11 protein-coding genes are annotated in these 19,230 nt (G+C 68.5%); 8 read left to right on the top strand and 3 right to left on the bottom strand.

Going from position 1 to position 19,230, the window contains the following annotated elements:
• Window positions 1-12: 12 nt before the first annotated feature.
• Window positions 13-1,662: a DNA repair protein RecN gene (recN, locus tag AQ611_RS04660; protein WP_069233835.1), complete on the top strand. Its 1,650-nt coding sequence runs from the start codon at window positions 13-15 to the stop codon at window positions 1,660-1,662.
• An 88-nt stretch (window positions 1,663-1,750) separates the two neighbouring features.
• Here recN and glnE read toward each other — a convergent pair whose 3' ends face one another.
• Complete coding sequence (gene glnE, locus AQ611_RS04655; RefSeq protein WP_069233834.1) at window positions 1,751-4,525, bottom strand: bifunctional [glutamate--ammonia ligase]-adenylyl-L-tyrosine phosphorylase/[glutamate--ammonia-ligase] adenylyltransferase; 2,775 nt, start codon at window positions 4,523-4,525, stop codon at window positions 1,751-1,753.
• A 142-nt stretch (window positions 4,526-4,667) separates the two neighbouring features.
• Here glnE and AQ611_RS04650 point away from each other — a divergent pair, with 142 nt between their 5' ends.
• From AQ611_RS04650 to aroG, 4 genes are all read left to right on the top strand, one after another.
• Entirely contained in the window at window positions 4,668-8,879 is a 4,212-nt protein-coding gene (locus AQ611_RS04650; protein WP_069233833.1) for a YhdP family protein, read from the top strand.
• 61 nt (window positions 8,880-8,940) lie between these two features.
• A complete protein-coding gene (locus AQ611_RS04645) occupies window positions 8,941-9,768 on the top strand; it encodes a carbon-nitrogen hydrolase family protein (protein WP_069233832.1) in 828 nt (275 codons plus the stop codon).
• A gap of 93 nt (window positions 9,769-9,861) precedes the next feature.
• The gene (gene tldD, locus AQ611_RS04640) at window positions 9,862-11,331 is read left to right on the top strand and encodes a metalloprotease TldD (protein WP_069233831.1); all 1,470 of its coding nucleotides are present in this window, start codon (window positions 9,862-9,864) and stop codon (window positions 11,329-11,331) included.
• 389 nt (window positions 11,332-11,720) lie between these two features.
• Window positions 11,721-12,794: a 3-deoxy-7-phosphoheptulonate synthase AroG gene (gene aroG / locus AQ611_RS04635; protein WP_069233830.1), complete on the top strand. Its 1,074-nt coding sequence runs from the start codon at window positions 11,721-11,723 to the stop codon at window positions 12,792-12,794.
• A 109-nt stretch (window positions 12,795-12,903) separates the two neighbouring features.
• Here the strand turns inward: aroG and hmpA are convergent, their stop codons facing one another.
• Together hmpA and AQ611_RS04625 are read right to left on the bottom strand one after the other, a co-directional pair.
• Window positions 12,904-14,112, bottom strand: coding sequence for an NO-inducible flavohemoprotein (gene hmpA / locus AQ611_RS04630; protein WP_069233829.1), 1,209 nt, complete (start codon window positions 14,110-14,112; stop codon window positions 12,904-12,906).
• 148 nt (window positions 14,113-14,260) lie between these two features.
• Entirely contained in the window at window positions 14,261-14,812 is a 552-nt protein-coding gene (locus tag AQ611_RS04625) for a cob(I)yrinic acid a,c-diamide adenosyltransferase (protein WP_059512942.1), read from the bottom strand.
• Between the two features lie 176 nt (window positions 14,813-14,988).
• Between AQ611_RS04625 and AQ611_RS04620 the strand changes: the two genes are divergently transcribed.
• From AQ611_RS04620 to glcE, 3 genes are all read left to right on the top strand, one after another.
• Window positions 14,989-16,398, top strand: a complete 1,410-nt coding sequence (locus AQ611_RS04620) for an FAD-binding oxidoreductase (RefSeq protein WP_069233828.1) — start codon at window positions 14,989-14,991, stop codon at window positions 16,396-16,398.
• 55 nt (window positions 16,399-16,453) lie between these two features.
• Window positions 16,454-17,947: an FAD-linked oxidase C-terminal domain-containing protein gene (locus tag AQ611_RS04615; RefSeq protein WP_069233827.1), complete on the top strand. Its 1,494-nt coding sequence runs from the start codon at window positions 16,454-16,456 to the stop codon at window positions 17,945-17,947.
• A gap of 191 nt (window positions 17,948-18,138) precedes the next feature.
• A complete protein-coding gene (gene glcE, locus AQ611_RS04610) occupies window positions 18,139-19,227 on the top strand; it encodes a glycolate oxidase subunit GlcE (RefSeq protein WP_069233826.1) in 1,089 nt (362 codons plus the stop codon).
• Window positions 19,228-19,230: the final 3 nt, after the last annotated feature.

Genomic DNA, 19,230 nt, shown 5'->3' with positions numbered 1-19,230 from the left:
CGCCCAACACCCATGCTCCGCCATCTCTCGATCCGCGACTTCGTCATCGTCGCCGCGCTCGACCTCGAATTCGACACCGGCTTCACCGTCTTCTCAGGCGAAACGGGCGCCGGCAAATCCATCCTGATCGATGCGCTCGCACTCGCGCTCGGCGAGCGCGCCGACGCGAGCGTCGTGCGCACCGGCAGCAGCCGCGCCGACATCAGCGCAGAATTCACGCCGCACGAGCGCGTCGCGCGCTGGCTCGACGAACACGCGTTCGACGCCGACGACACGGTGATGCTGCGGCGCGTGATCGACGCGAACGGCCGCTCGCGCGCGTTCATCAACGGCACGAGCGCGACGCTCGCGCAACTGCGCGAAGTGGGCGAAATGCTCGTCGACATTCATGGCCAGCATGCGCACCAATTGCTGATGCGCGCGGACGCGCAGCGCGAATTGTTCGACACGCATGCGGGGCTCGCCGACGACGCGGCGGCCGTCGCGCGCCGTTTTCGCGCGTGGCGCGACGCGAGCGCCGCGATTGAAGCCGCGCTGTCGCACGAGCGCGAGCGTCAGCTCGAACGCGAAAAGCTCGCGTGGCAGCTCGCCGAACTCGACAAGCTCGCGCCGTTGCCGGGCGAATGGGACGAGATCAGCGCCGAGCACAAGCGGCTCACGCATTCGGCGAACCTGATCGACGGCGTGCAGGGCGCGCTCGCCGCGATTTCCGAATCCGACGGCGCGATGCTCACGCAACTGCGCGCGATCGTATCGAAGCTCAGAAGCCTCGCCGAATACGATCCGGCGCTCAACGACGTGCTTGCGTCGCTCGAACCGGCCGAAATCCAGTTGCAGGAAGCGTCGTATTCGCTGTCGCATTGCGCGCAGCGGCTCGATCTCGATCCGGACAGGCTCGCGCAAGTCGAAACGCGTCTGGACGCGTTGCACTCCACCGCCCGCAAATTCCGGCTGCCACCCGAGACGCTGCACGACGAGCATGCCGCGCGCCGCGCGCAACTGGCCGAACTCGACGCCGCCGCCGACCTCACCGCGCTGCACGCGGCCGCCGAGCGCGCGAGGGACGCGTATCTCGCCGACGCGAAGCGGCTGTCGAAAGCGCGCAAGGCGGCCGCCAAGGCGCTCGGCGCGGCGGTGACGGCGGGGATGCAGGAACTGTCGATGGCCGGCGGCAGCTTCGAGGTCGCGCTGGTGCCGCTCGAACAAGGCGGCGCGCACGGCCTCGAGCAGATCGAGTTCCGTGTCGCGGGCCATCCGGGCGTGCCGCTGCGGCCGCTCGCGAAGGTCGCATCGGGCGGCGAACTCGCGCGCATCAGCCTCGCGCTCGCGGTGATCGCGAGCGCGGCGAGCCCGACGCCGACACTGATCTTCGACGAAGTCGACACTGGCATCGGCGGCGGCGTCGCCGAGGTGGTCGGGCGGCTTTTGCACCAGCTCGGGCGCATGCGGCAAGTGCTGTGCGTCACGCATCTGCCGCAGGTCGCCGCGCGCGGCGATCAGCACTTCCAGGTCGCGAAGGCACAGGATACGCGGGGTGGCACCGTCTCGAGCGTCGTCGCGCTCGATAAAGCGAGCCGGATCGAGGAAGTCGCGCGAATGCTGGGCGGACTCGAAATCACCGCAACCACGCGCCGGCACGCGAAGGAAATGCTGACCGCGTGATACGGGGCTGGTGGCGGCCAACCGGCAGCGCCCGCCGCGCCAGCGCTTGCGGACCGCCGCGCGTTCGAGCCGCCGCGCGTCGCGCGCCCTACCCGAACACCCGCGCCCACAGCGCGGCCACCGCCGCGCGCTCGTCGGCAACCCGCTGCGGCTCGACCCGCGCCTTCTCCATCCCGTCGAGCCGCAGCCGGTGTTGCAGCCGCCGGTAAGTCCGGTACGCGGCGCCGACCGTCTCGGCCTCCGCCTCGCTCATCAGCCCGAAGCGCGCGACCTCGCGCAGCAGCGCGATATTGCCGGTATTGCGGATCATCCCCGGGTGCCGCGCCGCGTGCAGCAGCACCCAATACTGGACGATGAACTCGACGTCGACCATCCCGCCTCGATCGTGCTTCAGATCGAACAGCGCGCTGGTGTTCGGGTGCCCGGCGAGCACCTTGTCGCGCATTCCAACAATCTCCCGCGCGAGCACCGCCGCATCGCGCGGCATCGTCAGCACCTGCACGCGGATCGCCTCGAACGCCGCGCCGATCGCGGCGTCGCCCGCGCTGTGGCGCGCGCGCGTGAGCGCCTGATGTTCCCATACCCATGCGGTGTTCGCCGCGTCGCCCTCGCGCAATTGATAGCGCCGGAACGCGTCCAGATCGGTGACGAGCAGGCCCGCCTCGCCGTTCGGCCGCAACCGCAGATCGATGTCGAACAGCGTGCCCGCGCCCGTCGCGGTGGTGAGCCACGTGATCAGACGCCGCGCGAACGTCGTGTAGACGTCGGCCGCGCGCTCGTCCGGGTCGTCATACAGGAAAATCAGGTCGAGATCCGACGCGTAGCCCAGCTCCTTGCCGCCGAGCTTGCCGTATGCGATCGCCGCGAAGCGCGGCGTATCGCGGTGGCGCTTCGCGAGTTGCGACCAGACGACTTCGATCGTCACGTCGAGCACCGCATCGGCAAGCTCCGACAGGCGGTCACTCACATGCTCGACCGACAGCTTGCCCGCCAGGTCGATCAGCAGAATCCGGAACACTTCGGCATGCTGAGCATGACGCAGCAGGTCCATCTGCTGCTCCGCGCCGTCGGCGGCGGCAAGCCGCGCGCGCAGCGCGCCCTTGAACGCCTGCCAGTCGAACGGGCTGTCGATCGCCTCGTCGTCGAGCAACTCGTCGAGCAGTTGCGGATGGCGGATCAGGTAGCTGCCGCCCCAGCGCGTCGCGCCGAGCACCGACAGCACGCGTTCGAGCGCCGCCGGGTACTCGGTCAGCAGCGCGAGATACGCGCCGCGGCGGCCGACCGTCTCGAGCAGGTCGAAAAAGCGCGCGACGGTTTCGTCGCGGTGCGCGGCGTCGATGCGCGGCGCGGCTTCGAGCGCGCGCTGCGCGACGCGCTCGAAGCGCACCCGGCTCGTCTCCGGCAAGCCGGCATAGCGCGACGAGCGCCAGATTGCCTTGAGCCGCGCGAGCATCGCCGCCGGATCGGCGAAACCGAGCCCGCCCAGGCGCGCGGCGAGCGCGTCGTCGGCGCTGTCGTCGCCGAGCGCGGCGCTCCAGATTCGGCCCGCTTCGCCAGCGTCGGCGCGGCCTCGGCCGTCGGCCGCCTTGTCGGCGAACACCTGATCGAACTGCGCCTCGACGAATGCGCGGTGGCGCTCGAGCGCCACCGTGAGCGCCGCGTAATCAGCAAACCCGAGCGACGCGGCCAGCGCCGCGCGCTCGTCGGGATCGACGGGCATCGCGTGGGTCTGCGCGTCGTTGCGGTATTGCAGCCGGTGCTCGAGCGTGCGCAGAAACAGATACGCGTCGGTCAGGCCGGCGCGCACGTCGTCGCCGATCAGCCCGCGCGCGCTCGCGTGGCGCAACACCGCGAGCGTCGGCCGCACCCGGAAGCCGGCGTCCTGCCCGCCGCGTATCAACTGGAACACCTGCGCGCTGAATTCGATCTCGCGGATGCCGCCGCGGCCGAGCTTGATGTCGTCGGCCTTGTCCGGGCGCATCGTCGCGCGCCGCCGCGCCTCGTCGCGGATCTGCTCGTGCAGCGAGCGGATCGCGCCGATCACGCCGAAATCGAGATAGCGCCGATAGACGAACGGCTTGACGATCGCGTCGAGCTGCCGCGCGAGACGTTGCGCCGCGTCGCTGTGCTGCTCGGACACGAGCCGGCCCTTGATCCACGCATAGCGTTCCCACTCGCGGCCCTGCACATAAAAATATTCCTCGAGCATGCCGAGGCTGCATACGAGCGGGCCGGAATCGCCGTTCGGGCGCAGCCGCATATCGACGCGAAACACGTAGCCGTCGGCGGTCACCTCGGACAGCACGCCGATCAGCCGCCGGCCGAGCCGGGTGAAAAACTCGTGCGTGGAAATCGGCGCGCGGCTGCCGCCCGCCGTCTCGCCGTCGTCCTCGTAGACGAAGATCAGGTCGATGTCGGACGACACGTTGAGTTCGCGGCCGCCGAGCTTGCCCATCCCGACCACGCCGAGCACGAGCGGCTCGCCCGCCGGGCCGCGAGGCTCGCCGAACAGCGCGCCGAGTTCCGTGGACAGCAGCGCTAGCGAACGCTGGATCGCCAGTTCGGCCAGATCGGTCATCGTGCCAGTCACTTCGGCAACGTCGGCGCGGCCGGCCAGATCGCGCTCGGCGAGCGCACCGAACGCTTCGATGCGCAGCTGCCGCAGCGCACGCCTCAACGATTCCTCGGCCGGCGGCGCGCCGCCTTCGGCGAGCAGCTCGGCAAAGCGCGCGTCGAGCGCCGCGCGCGTGACGGGCGCGGCCGCCCACGCGGCGATCCGCTCGGCGAGCGCGGGCCGCGCCGCTGCCGCGCGCGCCAGATAATGCGAATACGAAAGGGACAGCAAAGCGGAGGCGTCGGTCATCGTCGGGCGCGCATTGCGCTGAGAAAGGCTGGACAGCCCACACAGGCGGCCGTCGAGGCCCGCCCGGGGGTAACCCGTGTGATACAGTTGGACGTTAGTCAGCAAGCGACCTAAAGCTACCACATCGCCCCTCCTTCGCCGCATGTCCGACCGCCAGGATTCCGCCTCAACGCCCGTAGCCGGACCTCCGCAGCACGATCACCCGGTCCTGCGTCGCGTGTTCAAGGGCGTGCTGGCGATCGCGATCGCGGTCTACTTCATCGCGGCCGCACTGTTTCTCGGGCTGCGCTACCTGCTGCTGCCGCGCATCGACGAGTTCCGTCCGCGGATTGAAAGCTTCGTATCGGAAAAGCTGCATGCCGAACTCAGGATAGGCCGGCTCGCGCCGCACTGGTCGGGAATGCAACCCGGCGTCGACATCACCAGCCTGACGATTCGCGACCGGCACGGCAAGCTCGCGCTGTCGGTGCCGCACGCAAGCGCGGCGCTGTCGTGGCGCTCGCTTGCGCAACTCGCGCCGACGCTGTCGAGCCTCGTCGTCGACGCGCCCGATCTGCTCGCAGAGCGCTCGGCCGACGGCACGCTGTTCATCGCGGGCGTCGCCGTTCCGACGACGACGAAAACCCATGCCGACGATACGTTCAGCGCGTGGCTGCTCAAGCAGGAGGCGATCGTGCTGCGCGGCGGCACGCTGCGCTGGCGCGACGCGCAGCACGACGCGCCGGAGCTTGCGCTCAACGGCATTCGCATCGCAGTGCTCAACGACGGACTCATCCACCGGCTCGCATTGCAGGCCCCCGCGAACGGCACGCTGCTGCGCGGCCCGCTGGATTTTCGCGCGCGCTTCACGCACAAGCCGCTTGCGCCGGTCGGCAAGCCGTCGAACTGGACGGGCGACGCATATCTGTCGACAGGCCCCGTCGATCTGCCCACGCTTTCCCGCTATGCGGACATCCGGCTCACCGCCTACGCGGGCCTGATCGACAACAAGATCTGGGCGCGCTTCGGCAACGGCCACCTGCAAACCGCGAGCGGCGAATTGCACGGCTACGACGTCGCGCTGCGCGTGCGCCCGACCCAGCCGCGCCTGGACATCCCGATCGCGCGCTTCGGCTGGGATCTCGCGATCGACCCGAAGCGCGACTACACGCTGCATCTGTCGCGGCTGCACGCCGAACTCAGCCAGCCTGCGCTGCCGGACGGCACGCCGCTGTCGCGCGCGCTCTCGCTGCACACGCTGAGCGCGCGCTATCGCGTGCCGAACGTCGACGAAGGCCAGTTGCTGTCGGTGTCGGGCGATCGCGTGGACTTCGGCATCCTGTCCGAGTTCGTCCGCGGGCTGCCGCTGCCCGCGCGGCTGCGCAACGAACTCGTGCGCTTCGATCCGCGCGGGCTCGTCGCCAACTACGCGCTGGAAGTCGAGCGCGCCAAGCCCGAGACCGCCGCGCTCGTCGATCAGGAGCGGCAAAGCGGCACCGCGCCGATCATCCGCTACCGGTTCCAGGGAGATCTGCAGGGCATCAGCATCGAAGCGCAGGAGCCGCCGCCGGGGTTGTCGGCGCACGGCCATCCGCGCGTCGGGATTCCGGGCGTCGAGAATCTGTGGGGACATGTGGACGCCAACGAGCAAGGCGGCTCGGTCAGCGTGGATTGCGTGGACGCGGCCGTCACCGTGCCGGGCGTGTTCGACGATCCGCGCCTGACGTTCGACCGGCTGCGCGGCCGCGCAAGCTGGACCGTCACGCCGGCGGCCGCCGGCGGGCAACATGCGCAAGTCGACGTCGCGGTGCCCGAATTGCGCGTCGAGAACGCCGACGCCGCGATCTCGGTCGCCGGCCGCTACGCGAACCCCGGTCACGGCCGCGGCTCGCTCGATCTGACGGCGAACTTCGAGCGCGCGGCCATCGCGCACATTGCGCGCTACCTGCCGACGAGCCTGTCCGAAAATCTGCGCCAGTACCTCGGCCATGCGTTGCAGGCCGGGCAGATCAACAAAGGCGCGACGATCGTCGCCAAGGGCCCGCTCGAAGAATTTCCCTATGAGCACGACCCGAACGCGGGCGTATTCCATATCGTCGCGCCATTTTCGGGCGGCCGCTTCGAGCCGACCCCTCAGCCGCCGCGGGAGCTCCAAAACGGCACGCCGAACGTCTGGCCGGCATTCGACGGCATCGACGGCCGGTTCGAACTCAAGCAGAACAAGCTGCGCTTTGACATCGCCCGCGCGCGCTACAAAGGATTCGCGCTCACCGGCGCGACCGGCCGCATCGACGATCTGGGCAATCCGGCCCGCTCGCCGCTCGTCATTGAAGGGCGCGGGCGCGGCCCGCTCGCCGATCTGCTCGATTACGCGAACCACAGCGCGCTTGCCGGCATCACCGGGCACCTCGGCGAGCGGGTGCGCGCGCAAGGCCCAGCGACGCTCGCGCTCAAGCTCGACATTCCGCAGCACGTCTCGCATCCGCACGTGGGCGTCGAGGGCACGCTCGGCTTCGACGGCAACACGCTCGAAGCCGACGGCGTGCCGAGTCTCTCGCAACTGCGCGGCAACGTGCGCTTCACGCAGCGCACCGCGTCGGTCGACGGGCTCACCGCGCGCTTTGCGGGCGGCGAGCTGCGCGCGCGCGGCTCACTCGCGGAAAACGGCCGCTATGCGTTCGACATCGACGGCCGCGCGTCGGTGGATACCGCTCGCGGCATGAACCTGAACCTGCGCGGCGCGGCCGCCGCCGCGCTCGAACGCGTCGTGGGCGAAGCGCCTTACCGGCTCGCGGTGCGCGGCGCGAAGGGCGGGCTGCCCGAAATCGACGCGCGCTCCGACTTGACGGGCATCGCGCTGAATTTTCCCGCGCCGCTCGCCAAGCCGGCCGGCACGCCGATGCCGCTGCACTTCACGTTCGCGCCCGAGCCGCAGCCGGGCGGCCAAACGCTCGAGCGCGCGAGCTTCACGCTCGGCCCGATCGCCGCGGCCTATCTGCTCGACGTGAAGCCCGGCTCGGCCATACGCGCGGTACGCGGCACGCTCGGGATGAACCGGATGCCCGACATGCCGCAGGAAGGCGTGAGCGCCGCGCTCGACATGCGCGAACTCGACGCCGACGCGTGGCTCGCGTTCGCGCAGTCGCTGCGCGCGCCGGCGGCCGCGCCGGAGCCGGCAGTGCAGGCGCGGCCACCCGCCATCGATCTCGCGAGCTTCGCGCCGAAGCGCTTCGCGTTCCACCTCGATACGCTGAAGCTGCTCAAGCGCAATTGGGAAAACGTGATCGTCGGCGCATCGCACGTCGATGAGCTGTGGCAGGCCAATATCGCATCGAATCAGGTATCCGGCTATCTGTCGTGGGCGCCGGGCGGCGGCCCGACGGGCGCGGGCGTGCTGAGCGCGCGGCTCGCGAAACTCGTGATCCCGGATAGCGCCGAGCACGATCTCGTCGGCCGCGCGATCGACCTGCCCACGCCGGCGAACCGCGCGATGCCCGCGATCGACGTCATCGTCGATCAGGTGGTGGCGCACGGCCACGACATCGGACGGCTCGAAGTCGACGCGCGCAACGTCGACGAAAACGGCATCCCGGTCTGGCAGCTCGACAAGCTCGAACTCAAGAACCCGGCCGCGAAGCTCACCGCAACGGCGAACTGGCGCACGTCGCGCCGCTCGCTCGCGCGCGGCGTGGACGAAGACGACGCGCCACGCCGCACGGTGTTCGACTTCACGCTCGCGATCGACGACGCGGGCGAGCTGCTCGAGCGCGTCGGCCTGCCGCGCACCGTGAAGAACGGGCGCGGCACGCTGTCGGGCAAAGTCGGCTGGCGCGGCGGCCCCACGTCGATCGACTATCCGACGCTCGGCGGCCACCTGTCGCTCGATCTCGAGCACGGCCAGATCCTGAAGGTCGATCCGGGCGCGGCGAAGCTGCTCGGCGTGCTGAGCCTGCAAGGCCTCGCGCGCTTCCTGACGCTCGACTTTCGCGACGTCATCGGCAAGGGGCTGCCGTTCGAGAAGATCACCGGCACCGGGCAGATCGCCAACGGCATCGCGCGCACGCAGGATTTCCAGATGACGGCGGCACCCGCGAAGGTCACGGTGAAAGGCTCGGTCGATCTCGCGAACGAAACGCAGCAACTCGACGCGCACGTCGCGCCGAAGATCAGCGCGAGCGCGGCGGCGATCGGCGCGGCCATCGTCAACCCGCTGCTCGGCCTCGGCGTGCTGGCCGCGAACCTCGCGCTGTCGGAGACGCTCGCGCACGCGTTCGCGATCGACTATGCGATCACCGGCTCGTGGGCGCATCCGCACATCGAGCGCACGCGCGGCGAACGGGTTAAGATGGACGACACGCCCGAAGCCCGCCGTTGATGTACGCGATAGGCGCGCTGGCGTCCCGGCTCGCACCCTATTTTGTGCCGCTGAATTCACCATGACCGACAGCCATTCGTCCAACAAGCCGTTTCGCGTCGCCGCGCTGCAGATGGTCAGCACGCCCGATCCGGCACGCAATCAGGCCGACGCCGGCCGGCTGATCGCCAGTGCGGCCGCGGCGGGCGCGCAGCTCGTGCTGCTGCCCGAATATTTCTGCCTGATGGGCATGCGCGACACCGACAAGCTCGCGCACGCCGAGCCTTACGGCGACGGCCCGTTGCAGCGCTTTCTCGCCGATGCCGCGCGCGAACACGGCGTCTGGGTGATCGGCGGCACGCTGCCGCTGAAAGCGCCCGAGCCCGCGCGCGTGCTGAACACGACGCTCGTGTTCGATCCGCAGGGCCGCGAAACGGCCCGCTACGACAAGATCCATCTGTTCAGTTTCGACAAAGGCAACGAATCGTTCGACGAAGCGCGCACGATCCGCCCCGGCAGCGCGGTGCGCACATTCGATGCACCGTTTGGCCGGGTCGGGCTGTCGGTCTGTTACGATCTGCGCTTCCCGGAGCTTTACCGGCAAATGGGCGATTGCGCGCTGATCGTCGTGCCGTCGGCATTCACGTACACCACGGGCCGCGCGCACTGGGAGACGCTGCTGCGCGCCCGCGCGGTCGAGAACCAATGCTATGTGCTTGCCGCCGCGCAAGGCGGCGTGCATGAAAATGGCCGCCGCACATGGGGCCATAGCATGCTGATCGATCCATGGGGCGAGATCGTCGCGGTGCGCGACGAAGGCGCGGGCGTCGTCGCGGGCGACGTCGATCCGGCGCGGATCGCCGAGGTGCGGCAAAGCCTGCCCGCGTGGCGGCACCGGGTGCTCGCGTAAGCGGCCGCAACCGGTGAAAAGCCGCCGCGCTCGCCCATTCATAACCGAAAACGTCCGACAACCGTTTCAGATTCCGACAATCCCCGAATCCGCATGAACATCATCGAACCTGGCATCCGCAATCTCGCGCTCGCGAAGGACACCCTGCTCACGCCGTATGGCCTCGACGAAGCGCTGCTCACGCGCACGCTCGCCGATATCTTCACGCACCGTGTCGACTATGCGGACCTGTATTTTCAGGCGACCCGCAGCGAAGCGTGGAGCCTCGAGGAAGGCATCGTCAAATCGGGCAGCTTCAGTATCGACCAGGGCGTCGGCGTGCGCGCGGTCGCGGGCGAGCGCACCGCGTTCGCCTACTCGGACGACCTGTCGCCGGACGCGATCGCCCAGGCGGCCGCCGCGACGAAGGCAATCGCCGCGGCAGGCGGTGGCAAGCGCAAGATTCGCGCGGCCGCGTCGCTCACGGGCGTCTCGGGCCGCGACCTGTATCTGCCCGCCGACCCGCTCGCGTCGCTCGACGCGACCGCGAAAGTGAAGCTGCTCGAGCGTGTCGAGCAAATGGCGCGCAGCCGCGACCCGCGCATCAAGCAGGTGATGGCGGGCCTCGCGGGCGAATACGACGTCGTGCTCGTCGCGCGCAGCGACGGCGCGCTTGCCGCCGACATCCGCCCGCTCGTGCGGGTGTCCGTCACCGTGATCGCCGAGCACAACGGCCGCCGCGAGATCGGCACGGGCGGCGGCGGCGGCCGCTTCGACTACGGCTATTTCACCGACGACGTGCTCGCCCGCTACGTCGACGATGCGGTGCACGCCGCGCTCGTGAATCTCGACGCGCGCCCCGCGCCCGCCGGCGCGATGACCGTCGTGCTCGGCCCCGGCTGGCCCGGCGTGCTGCTGCACGAGGCGATCGGCCACGGCCTGGAGGGCGACTTCAACCGCAAGGGTTCGTCGGCATTCGCCGGCCGCATCGGCGAGCAGGTCGCGGCGAAGGGCGTGACGGTCGTCGACGACGGCACGCTGCCGAACCGCCGCGGCTCGCTGAACATCGACGACGAAGGCAACCCCACGCAGTGCACGGCGCTGATCGAGGACGGCATCCTGAAGGGCTACATCCAGGACACGCTGAACGCGCGCCTGATGAAAATGCCCGTCACCGGCAATGCGCGGCGCGAATCGTATGCGGCGCTGCCGATGCCGCGCATGACGAACACCTACATGCTCAACGGCGACAAAGATCCGCAGGAGATCATCGCGTCGGTCAAGCATGGGCTGTACGCGGTGAATTTCGGCGGCGGCCAGGTCGACATCACGAACGGCAAGTTCGTGTTCTCCGCATCCGAGGCGTACATGATCGAGAACGGCAAGATCACGTATCCGGTAAAAGGCGCGACGCTGATCGGCAGCGGCCCGGAATCGCTGAAATACGTGAGCATGATCGGCAACGACATGAAGCTCGATACCGGCGTGGGCGTCTGCGGCAAGGAAGGCCAGAGCGTGCCTGTCGGCGTCGGCCAGCCGACGCTGCGTCTCGATAACATGACGGTGGGCGGCACCGCGTCGTAATGCGGCGTTGCCGCATCGGCGCGCGGACAATTCGCACGAATGCAGAGCGGCGCGCGGATTATCCGCATTTTTGAAGGCGCGGGATTGCCAGCCGCGTTGCGACCGGGTATAAATCGTCTATCGCTTATTTCGCGCTTGTCTCGTTACAGCACCGCACATTCGCCATGTCTGCCAAGTTTTATTTTTACTTTTTTTGGTATCTCAGGCCGCTGGCGGATCGAGAGGAGTGATGGCGCACGAAGCGCAACCGAAATTCCGAAAAAACCGCCGGCGAACCCGGCGGTTTTTTTTCGCCCCGCCGCTTTCCCGTATCCGATTTGACGCATTGATTTGACTCGCGAGCCGCACCAGCCTGCACCGGGCGGCGCCTAGAACTGGAGAACCCAAGCATGCCCCCGCACAATACCGACGACGTCCGCATCCGAGAGCTGAAAGAGCTGATTCCGCCCGCGCACCTGATCCGCGAATTCGCACTCGGGGAAGCCGTGTCGGAACTCATCTACAACGCTCGCCAGGCGATGCACCGGATTCTGCACGGAATGGACGATCGCCTGATCGTCGTCATCGGCCCGTGTTCGATCCACGATACGAAAGCGGCGCTCGAATACGCGAACCGGCTCGTCGGCGAGCGCGAACGCTTCAAGAACGAACTCGAGATCGTGATGCGCGTGTACTTCGAGAAGCCGCGCACGACGGTCGGCTGGAAGGGGCTCATCAACGATCCGCATCTCGACAACAGCTTCAAGATCAACGACGGCCTGCGTATCGCGCGCGAGCTGCTGCTTCAGATCAACGCGCTCGGCCTGCCGGCCGGCACCGAATACCTCGACATGATCAGCCCGCAATACATCGCCGATCTGGTCTCGTGGGGCGCGATCGGCGCGCGCACGACCGAGTCGCAGGTGCACCGCGAACTCGCATCGGGACTGTCGTGCCCGGTGGGCTTCAAGAACGGCACCGACGGCAACGTGAAGATCGCGGTCGACGCGATCAAGGCCGCGTCGCAGCCGCACCATTTCCTGTCGGTGACGAAGGGCGGCCATTCGGCGATCGTGTCGACGGCCGGCAACGAGGACTGCCACGTGATCCTGCGCGGCGGCAAAACGCCGAACTACGACGCCAACAGCGTGAACGCCGCGTGCACGGACATCGGCCGCGCCGGTCTCGCCGCGCGCCTGATGATCGATGCGAGCCATGCGAACAGCTCGAAGAAGCACGAGAATCAGATTCCGGTATGCGCGGACATCGGCCGCCAGCTCGCGGCGGGCGACGAGCGGATCGTCGGCGTGATGGTCGAATCGCACCTCGTCGAGGGGCGGCAGGATCTGAAGGAAGGCTGCGCGCTCACCTACGGCCAAAGCATCACCGATGCATGCATCAACTGGGACGACAGCGTGACGGTGCTCGAAGGGCTCGCCGCGGCGGTAAAGGCGCGGCGAGTGGCGCGCGGCAGCGGAAACTGACCACGCCGCGAGCCGGCCCGGCGCGCACGACGCCGGGCTTGTCCTGCCCGGCTCAGGGCAAGCCGGGCTTTTGCGGCTTGGCGTTGACCGGCAATCGGCCGTCAGCGTGTCACGAAAGCACGCCCGAGCCGAAGATTTCCGTATGCACGCGCTGCGGCGCGACGCCAAGCGCGACGAGCGCGTCGCACTGCGCCTTCATGAACGCCACCGGGCCGCATACGTAGTAGTCGGCGTCCGGCACGAGCGCGTATTGCGCGATGCGCTCCGGCGTGAACCGCCCCTGCACATCATGATCGACGCCCGCGCGATCGTCAGGGCCGACCTGCTCGTAGAGCACCGTGCGCTTGACGTTCGCATGCTCGCGCGCCACGTCGTTCAGCCAATCGCGGAACGCATGCACCGCGCCCGAGCGGCATGCGTGAATGAAGCGGATGTCGCGCGGGCTGCCATCGGCAATCAACGTCGACGCCATCGACACCATCGGCGTGATGCCGACGCCGCCCGAGATCAGCACGACCGGCGTGCCGGCCTCGCGCTTGAGCGTGAAATCGCCCATCGGCGCGGTGACCTCGACGGTCGCGCCCTCCTCGACGCCGTCATGCAGCAGCGTCGAGACCTTGCCGGCCGGCACGGCATCTGCGTGGCCGGCCTCGCGCTTGACCGAGATGCGCAGCCATTTGCCGTGCGGCGCATCGGACAAGCTGTACTGGCGCGGCTGATCCACCCCGAGATCGCCGACGAAGCGCTTCACCGTCACGTACTGGCCCGGCTCGAACGACGGCGCCGCGCCGCCGTCGGCGGGCGTCAGATAGAACGACGTGATCTCGTCGCTTTCGCGCACCTTGCGCACGACCCGGAACGGCCGAAAGCCGCTCCACGCCGCGCCCGCGTACAGATTCGCCTCCGCGCCGATCAGGATCTGCGCGAGCTGGCCGTATGCGACGCGCCATGCTTCGAGCGTGTCGGCATCGACCGCGTCGCCGAGCACTTCGACGATCGACGCGAGCAGGTTCTCGCCGACGATCGGATACTGCTCCGGCCGGATGTTCAGGCTCGCGTGCTTGTTCGCGATCCGCGACACCGCGCCGCTCAGCGCGCCGAGATCGTCGATGTGTGCCGCATACGCGTAGACCGCTTTCGCGAGCGTCTCGGGCTGGTTGCCGGTTTTCTGATGAGTCTGGTTGAACACATGCTTCAGCTCCGGATGGCGCCCGAACATCCGGCTGTAGAAGTGTTTGGTGATCGTCACGCCGTGTTGCGCGAGAACCGGAGCGGTCGCTTTCACGCGCGCCATTTGATCAGCGGTGAGTTGTGTCATCGAAGTGTTCTCCCTAAAAAAGATGCTTTAAATTTACATATTTAAAGGCGCGACATCGACGGTCAAATTGTCGCACTGCAATATAACACCATTGATCGGAAGATTGAGCGATGCTCACGGCGGCTTCGTGCCGCCGCGCTCGCCGCGCTCACTGGGCGCGCGTGCGGTCCCACAACACGTCGGCGCCGCCCGCCGCGCGGTTCAGCACGCGCGCCAGCACGAACAGCAGATCCGACAAGCGGTTCACGTAACGGCACGGCGCGGCGCCAAGCGCCTCATGCGCGCCGAGCGCGACGATGGAGCGCTCCGCGCGTCGGCACACGGTCCGGCACACGTGCGCGAGCGCCGCGCTGCGCGCGCCGCCCGGCAGGATGAACTCCTTGAGCGGCGGCAGTTGCGCGTTGTAATGCGCAAGCCACGCGTCGATGCGCGCGAGATGCGCATCGGTGATCGCCGTGTGCCCAGGTATGCACAGCTCGCCGCCCAGATCGAACAGATCGTGCTGGATCGACGCGAGCGCCGCGCGGATCTCATCCGGCAGCGGCTCGGCAAGCAGCACGCCCAGGTGCGAGTTCAACTCGTCGACGTCGCCGATCGCCGCGATCCGCGCGCCGTCCTTGCGCACGCGGCTGCCGTCGCCGAGGCCCGTCGTGCCGTCGTCGCCCGTGCGCGTCGCTATCTTGCTCAAGCGGTTGCCCATCCATGTCTCCATGATCCGCGGCGGTCCGCGCCGCGTCGGTGAAATCCCTATTATCGCAGCGGCGCTCGCGCCGGGACGCGCGCTTTCGAGCGTAGAATGATCCGGCCGCCCCAACCTGCCTCACCGCGGACTCGACGAAACGTCGATACAACAAACAACTCGCACCGGAGACGCATGTGAACCACCCCGAGCCGCCTCAACGCGCGCTGCCGGCCGGCTTCATCGACGCGCTCGCCGCGCGCTTCGGCACGCGGATGTCGACGGGCGCCGCGGTGCGCGCCCACCACGGCCGCGACGAATCGCCATTCGATCCGCAATGGCCCGACGCCGTGGTATTCGCGCAAACGCTCGACGACGTGCGCGACGCCGTGCTGCTCTGCGCGCGCCATGACGTGCCGCTGATTCCCTACGGCGCCGGCTCGTCGCTCGAAGGCCATCTGCTTGCCGTGCGCGGCGGCGTGTCGGTCGATTTGTCCGGGATGAACCGCGTGCTGTCGATCGACGCGGAAGACCTCACCGCCACCGTCGAGCCCGGCGTCACGCGCCATGCGCTGAATGCCGCGCTGCGCGATACGGGCCTGTTCTTCCCGATCGATCCGGGTGCGGATGCCAGCCTCGGCGGCATGACCGCGACGCGCGCATCCGGCACGAACGCCGTGCGCTACGGCACGATGCGCGAGAACGTGCTGGGCTTGAGCGCGGTGCTCGCGGACGGCCGTGTCGTGAAAACCGGCACGCGCGCGCGCAAATCGGCGGCGGGCTACGATCTGACGCGGCTGTTCGTCGGCTCGGAGGGCACGCTCGGCGTCATCGTCGACGTCACGGTGCGGCTGCATCCGCAGCCCGAAGCGATTTCGGCGGCAGTCTGCGCGTTCCCGTCGATGGGCGCGGCGGTGCGCACCGTGATCGAAACGATCCAGATCGGCGTGCCGATCGCGCGCGTCGAGTTCGTCGACGCGCTCGCGATCCGCGCGATCAATCGCGCCGCGCATCTCACGCTGGCCGAAGCGCCGACGCTCTTCTTCGAATTCCACGGCACCGAGGCGGGCGTGCGCGAGCAGGCGCAGCAAGTCGAGGCGCTCGCCGCGCAGCATGCCGGCTCGGACTTCGAATGGGCAACGCGCCCCGAGGACCGCACGCGCCTCTGGTCCGCGCGTCACCACGCCTACTTCTCGATGCTGCAACTCAAGCCCGGCTGCCGCGCGGTGACGACCGACGTGTGCGTGCCGATCTCGCAGCTTGCCGCGTGCGTCGAGCAAACCGAGGCCGATCTGAACGCTTCGTCGCTGCTGTGCCCGATCGTCGGCCATGTCGGCGACGGCAACTTCCACGTGCTGATGCTCACCGATCCGGACAAGCCCGAAGAGTTCGCCGAGGCGGAAGCGCTGAACGACCGGCTCGTCGCGCGCGCGCTGCGCATGGGGGGCACCTGTACGGGCGAGCACGGCGTCGGGCTGCACAAGATGCGGTTTCTTGCCGCCGAGCATGGCGAATGTGCGCTCGATGCGATGCGCGCGATCAAGCGCGCACTCGATCCGCGCAACCTGATGAATCCCGGCAAGATCTTCACGATGGACGACGCATGACGACAACGAACGCAAGCCGCCGCCCGATGCCGTCGTCCGATACCAAGGAGCAGACATGAACGCCCCCGACGCGCTGTCGGCCGAGTTGCGCACGCAGCGTCAGCGCGAAGTCGTGCAGGCGCTGATGGCCGTGCTGCCGACCCATTGCCTGCTGTACCGCGACGAGGACACCGCCGCGTACGAATGCGACGGCATGTCCGCCTACCGGCGGCTGCCGCTCGCCGTCGCGCTGCCGGAAACCGAATCGCAGGTGCAGCGCATCGTGCAGATCTGCCACCGGCTCGACGTGCCGATCGTGCCGCGCGGCGCGGGCACCAGCCTGTCCGGCGGCGCGCTGCCGATCACGCTCGGCGTCGTGCTGTCGCTCGCGCGGCTCACGAAGATTATCGAAGTCGATTCGTATGCGCGCACGGCAACCGTGCAGCCCGGCGTGCGCAATCTCGCGATCTCCGAGGCCGCCGCGCAATATGGGCTTTATTACGCGCCCGATCCGTCGTCGCAGATCGCCTGCACGATCGGCGGCAATGTCGCGGAAAATTCGGGCGGCGTCCATTGTCTGAAGTACGGGCTCACCGTGCATAACGTGATGCGCGTGCGCGGCGTGACGATCGACGGCGAAATCGTCGAATTCGGCTCGCTCGCGCTCGACACGCCGGGGTTCGATCTGCTCGCCGTGACCATCGGCAGCGAAGGCATGTTCGTCATCGTCACCGAGGTCACGGTCAAGCTGATCCCGAAACCTCAAACCGCGCAGCTCGTGATGGCGAGCTTCGACGACGTCGTCAAGGGCGGCGACGCGGTGGCGGCGATCATCGCGTCCGGCATCGTGCCGGCCGGCCTCGAAATGATGGACAAGCCCGCGACGCAGGCAGTCGAGGCGTTCACGCAGGCGGGCTACGATCTGGACGCCGCCGCGATCCTGCTATGCGAATCGGACGGCACGCCCGAGGAAGTGGCCGAGGAAATCATGCAAATGACCGCCGTGCTGCGCGAGCACGGCGCGACGCGCATCCAGGTGTCGCGTGGCGAGCGCGAGCGGCTGCGCTTCTGGTCCGGCCGCAAAAACGCGTTTCCGGCCGCGGGCCGCATCTCGCCCGACTATTACTGCATGGACGGCACGGTGCCGCGCCGCGCGATCGGGCCGCTGCTCGCGCGCATCGAGCAGATGGAAGCGCGCTACGGGCTGCGTTGCATCAACGTGTTCCACGCGGGCGACGGCAACATGCATCCGCTGATTCTGTTCAACGCGAACGACCCCGGCGAGCTGCACCGCGCGGAGGCGTTCGGCGCGGACATCCTCGAAACCTGCGTCGAGCTGGGCGGCACGGTGACGGGCGAGCACGGCGTCGGCGTCGAGAAACTGAACGCGATGTGCGTGCAGTTCTCGCAAGCGGAACGCGACGCGTTCTTCGCGGTCAAGCGCGCGTTCGATCCGCCCGGCCTGCTCAATCCCGACAAAGGCATTCCGATCCGCGCGCGCTGCGCGGAATACGGGCGGCAGCACGTGCGCGGCGGGCTGTTGCCGCATCCCGAGCTGCCGCGCTTTTGACGGCGCGCGCGCGTGGCTGCCGGTCTTGCGTGGCTGGCCCGGCTTGCCGCTCGCCCGGCCGGCCGGCAGCCGGCTGGCCGCCGCAAGCCTTTGCGCCCGGCTGCAACGGGGAAGTTTCTAAGGGGTTCGCCCAACTGTACGATCGCAACAGCCCGGTAGAATCGACCGAACGATCAACGCACCGATACGCGATGGAACAGGACGATATCGTCGCCGACTGGGCGGCGCGCATCCGCGAGGCCGCGGCAAACCGCCAAGCGCTGCGAATCCGCGGCGGCGGCACGAAGGATTGGTATGGCCAGACGCTCGACGGCGAGATTCTCGACACCCGCGCATACCAAGGCATCGTGTCGTATGACCCCGCCGAGCTTGTCGTCACCGCGCGCACGGGCACGCCGCTTCGCGAGATCGAAGCGGCGCTCGGCGAATGCGGCCAAATGCTGCCGTTCGAGCCGCCCCACTTCGGCCGCGGCGCGACGATCGGCGGCGCGATCGCGACGGGCCTCGCCGGCCCGCGCCGCGCGAGCACCGGCGCGCCGCGCGATTTCATGCTCGGCGTCACGCTGCTCGACGGGCGCGGCGACGTGCTGCGATTCGGCGGGCAAGTGGTGAAGAACGTCGCGGGCTATGACGTATCGCGGCTGATGGCGGGCGCGCTCGGCACGCTCGGCCTGATGCTCGAGGTGTCGATCAAGGTGTTGCCGCTGCCCGCCACCGAAGTCACGCTGAAGTTCGACATGAACGCGACCGACGCGGTTCGTAAGCTCAACGAATGGGCTGGCCGCCCGTTTCCGCTGTCCGCGAGCGCGTGGCGCTACGACACGCTGGTGCTGCGTCTGTCCGGCGCGCAAGCCGCGGTCAAGAGTGCGAAAACCGCGCTTGGCGGCGAAGCGGTGGACGCGGTCGAGGCCGAGCGTTTCTGGGAAGGGCTGCGCGAGCAGAGCGATCCGTTCTTCGCGTCGCTCGCGCCCGGCCATGCGCTATGGCGCTTGTCGCTGCCGTCGATCACCGAGCCGCTGCACCTGCCCGGCTTGCAAATGATGGAATGGGGCGGCGCGCAGCGCTGGTGGATCACCGACGCCGACGCGCAGACGGTGCGCATGAGCGCGAAACAGGCGGGCGGCCACGCGACGCTGTTCCGCTCGAGCGGCAGCTACGACCGCAGCGCGGGCACCTTCACGCCGCTGCCCGCGCCGCTGATGAAAATCCATCGCGGCCTGAAGGCTGCATTCGATCCGGCGCGCGTATTCAACCGCGGCCGGCTCTATTCCGATCTCTGAGGC

This window comes from Burkholderia singularis (genome assembly GCF_001718875.1).
GTDB lineage: Bacteria > Pseudomonadota > Gammaproteobacteria > Burkholderiales > Burkholderiaceae > Burkholderia > Burkholderia singularis.
The sequence above is the reverse complement of the archived record's forward strand: the minus strand, read 5'-3'. Positions and strand labels throughout refer to the sequence as shown.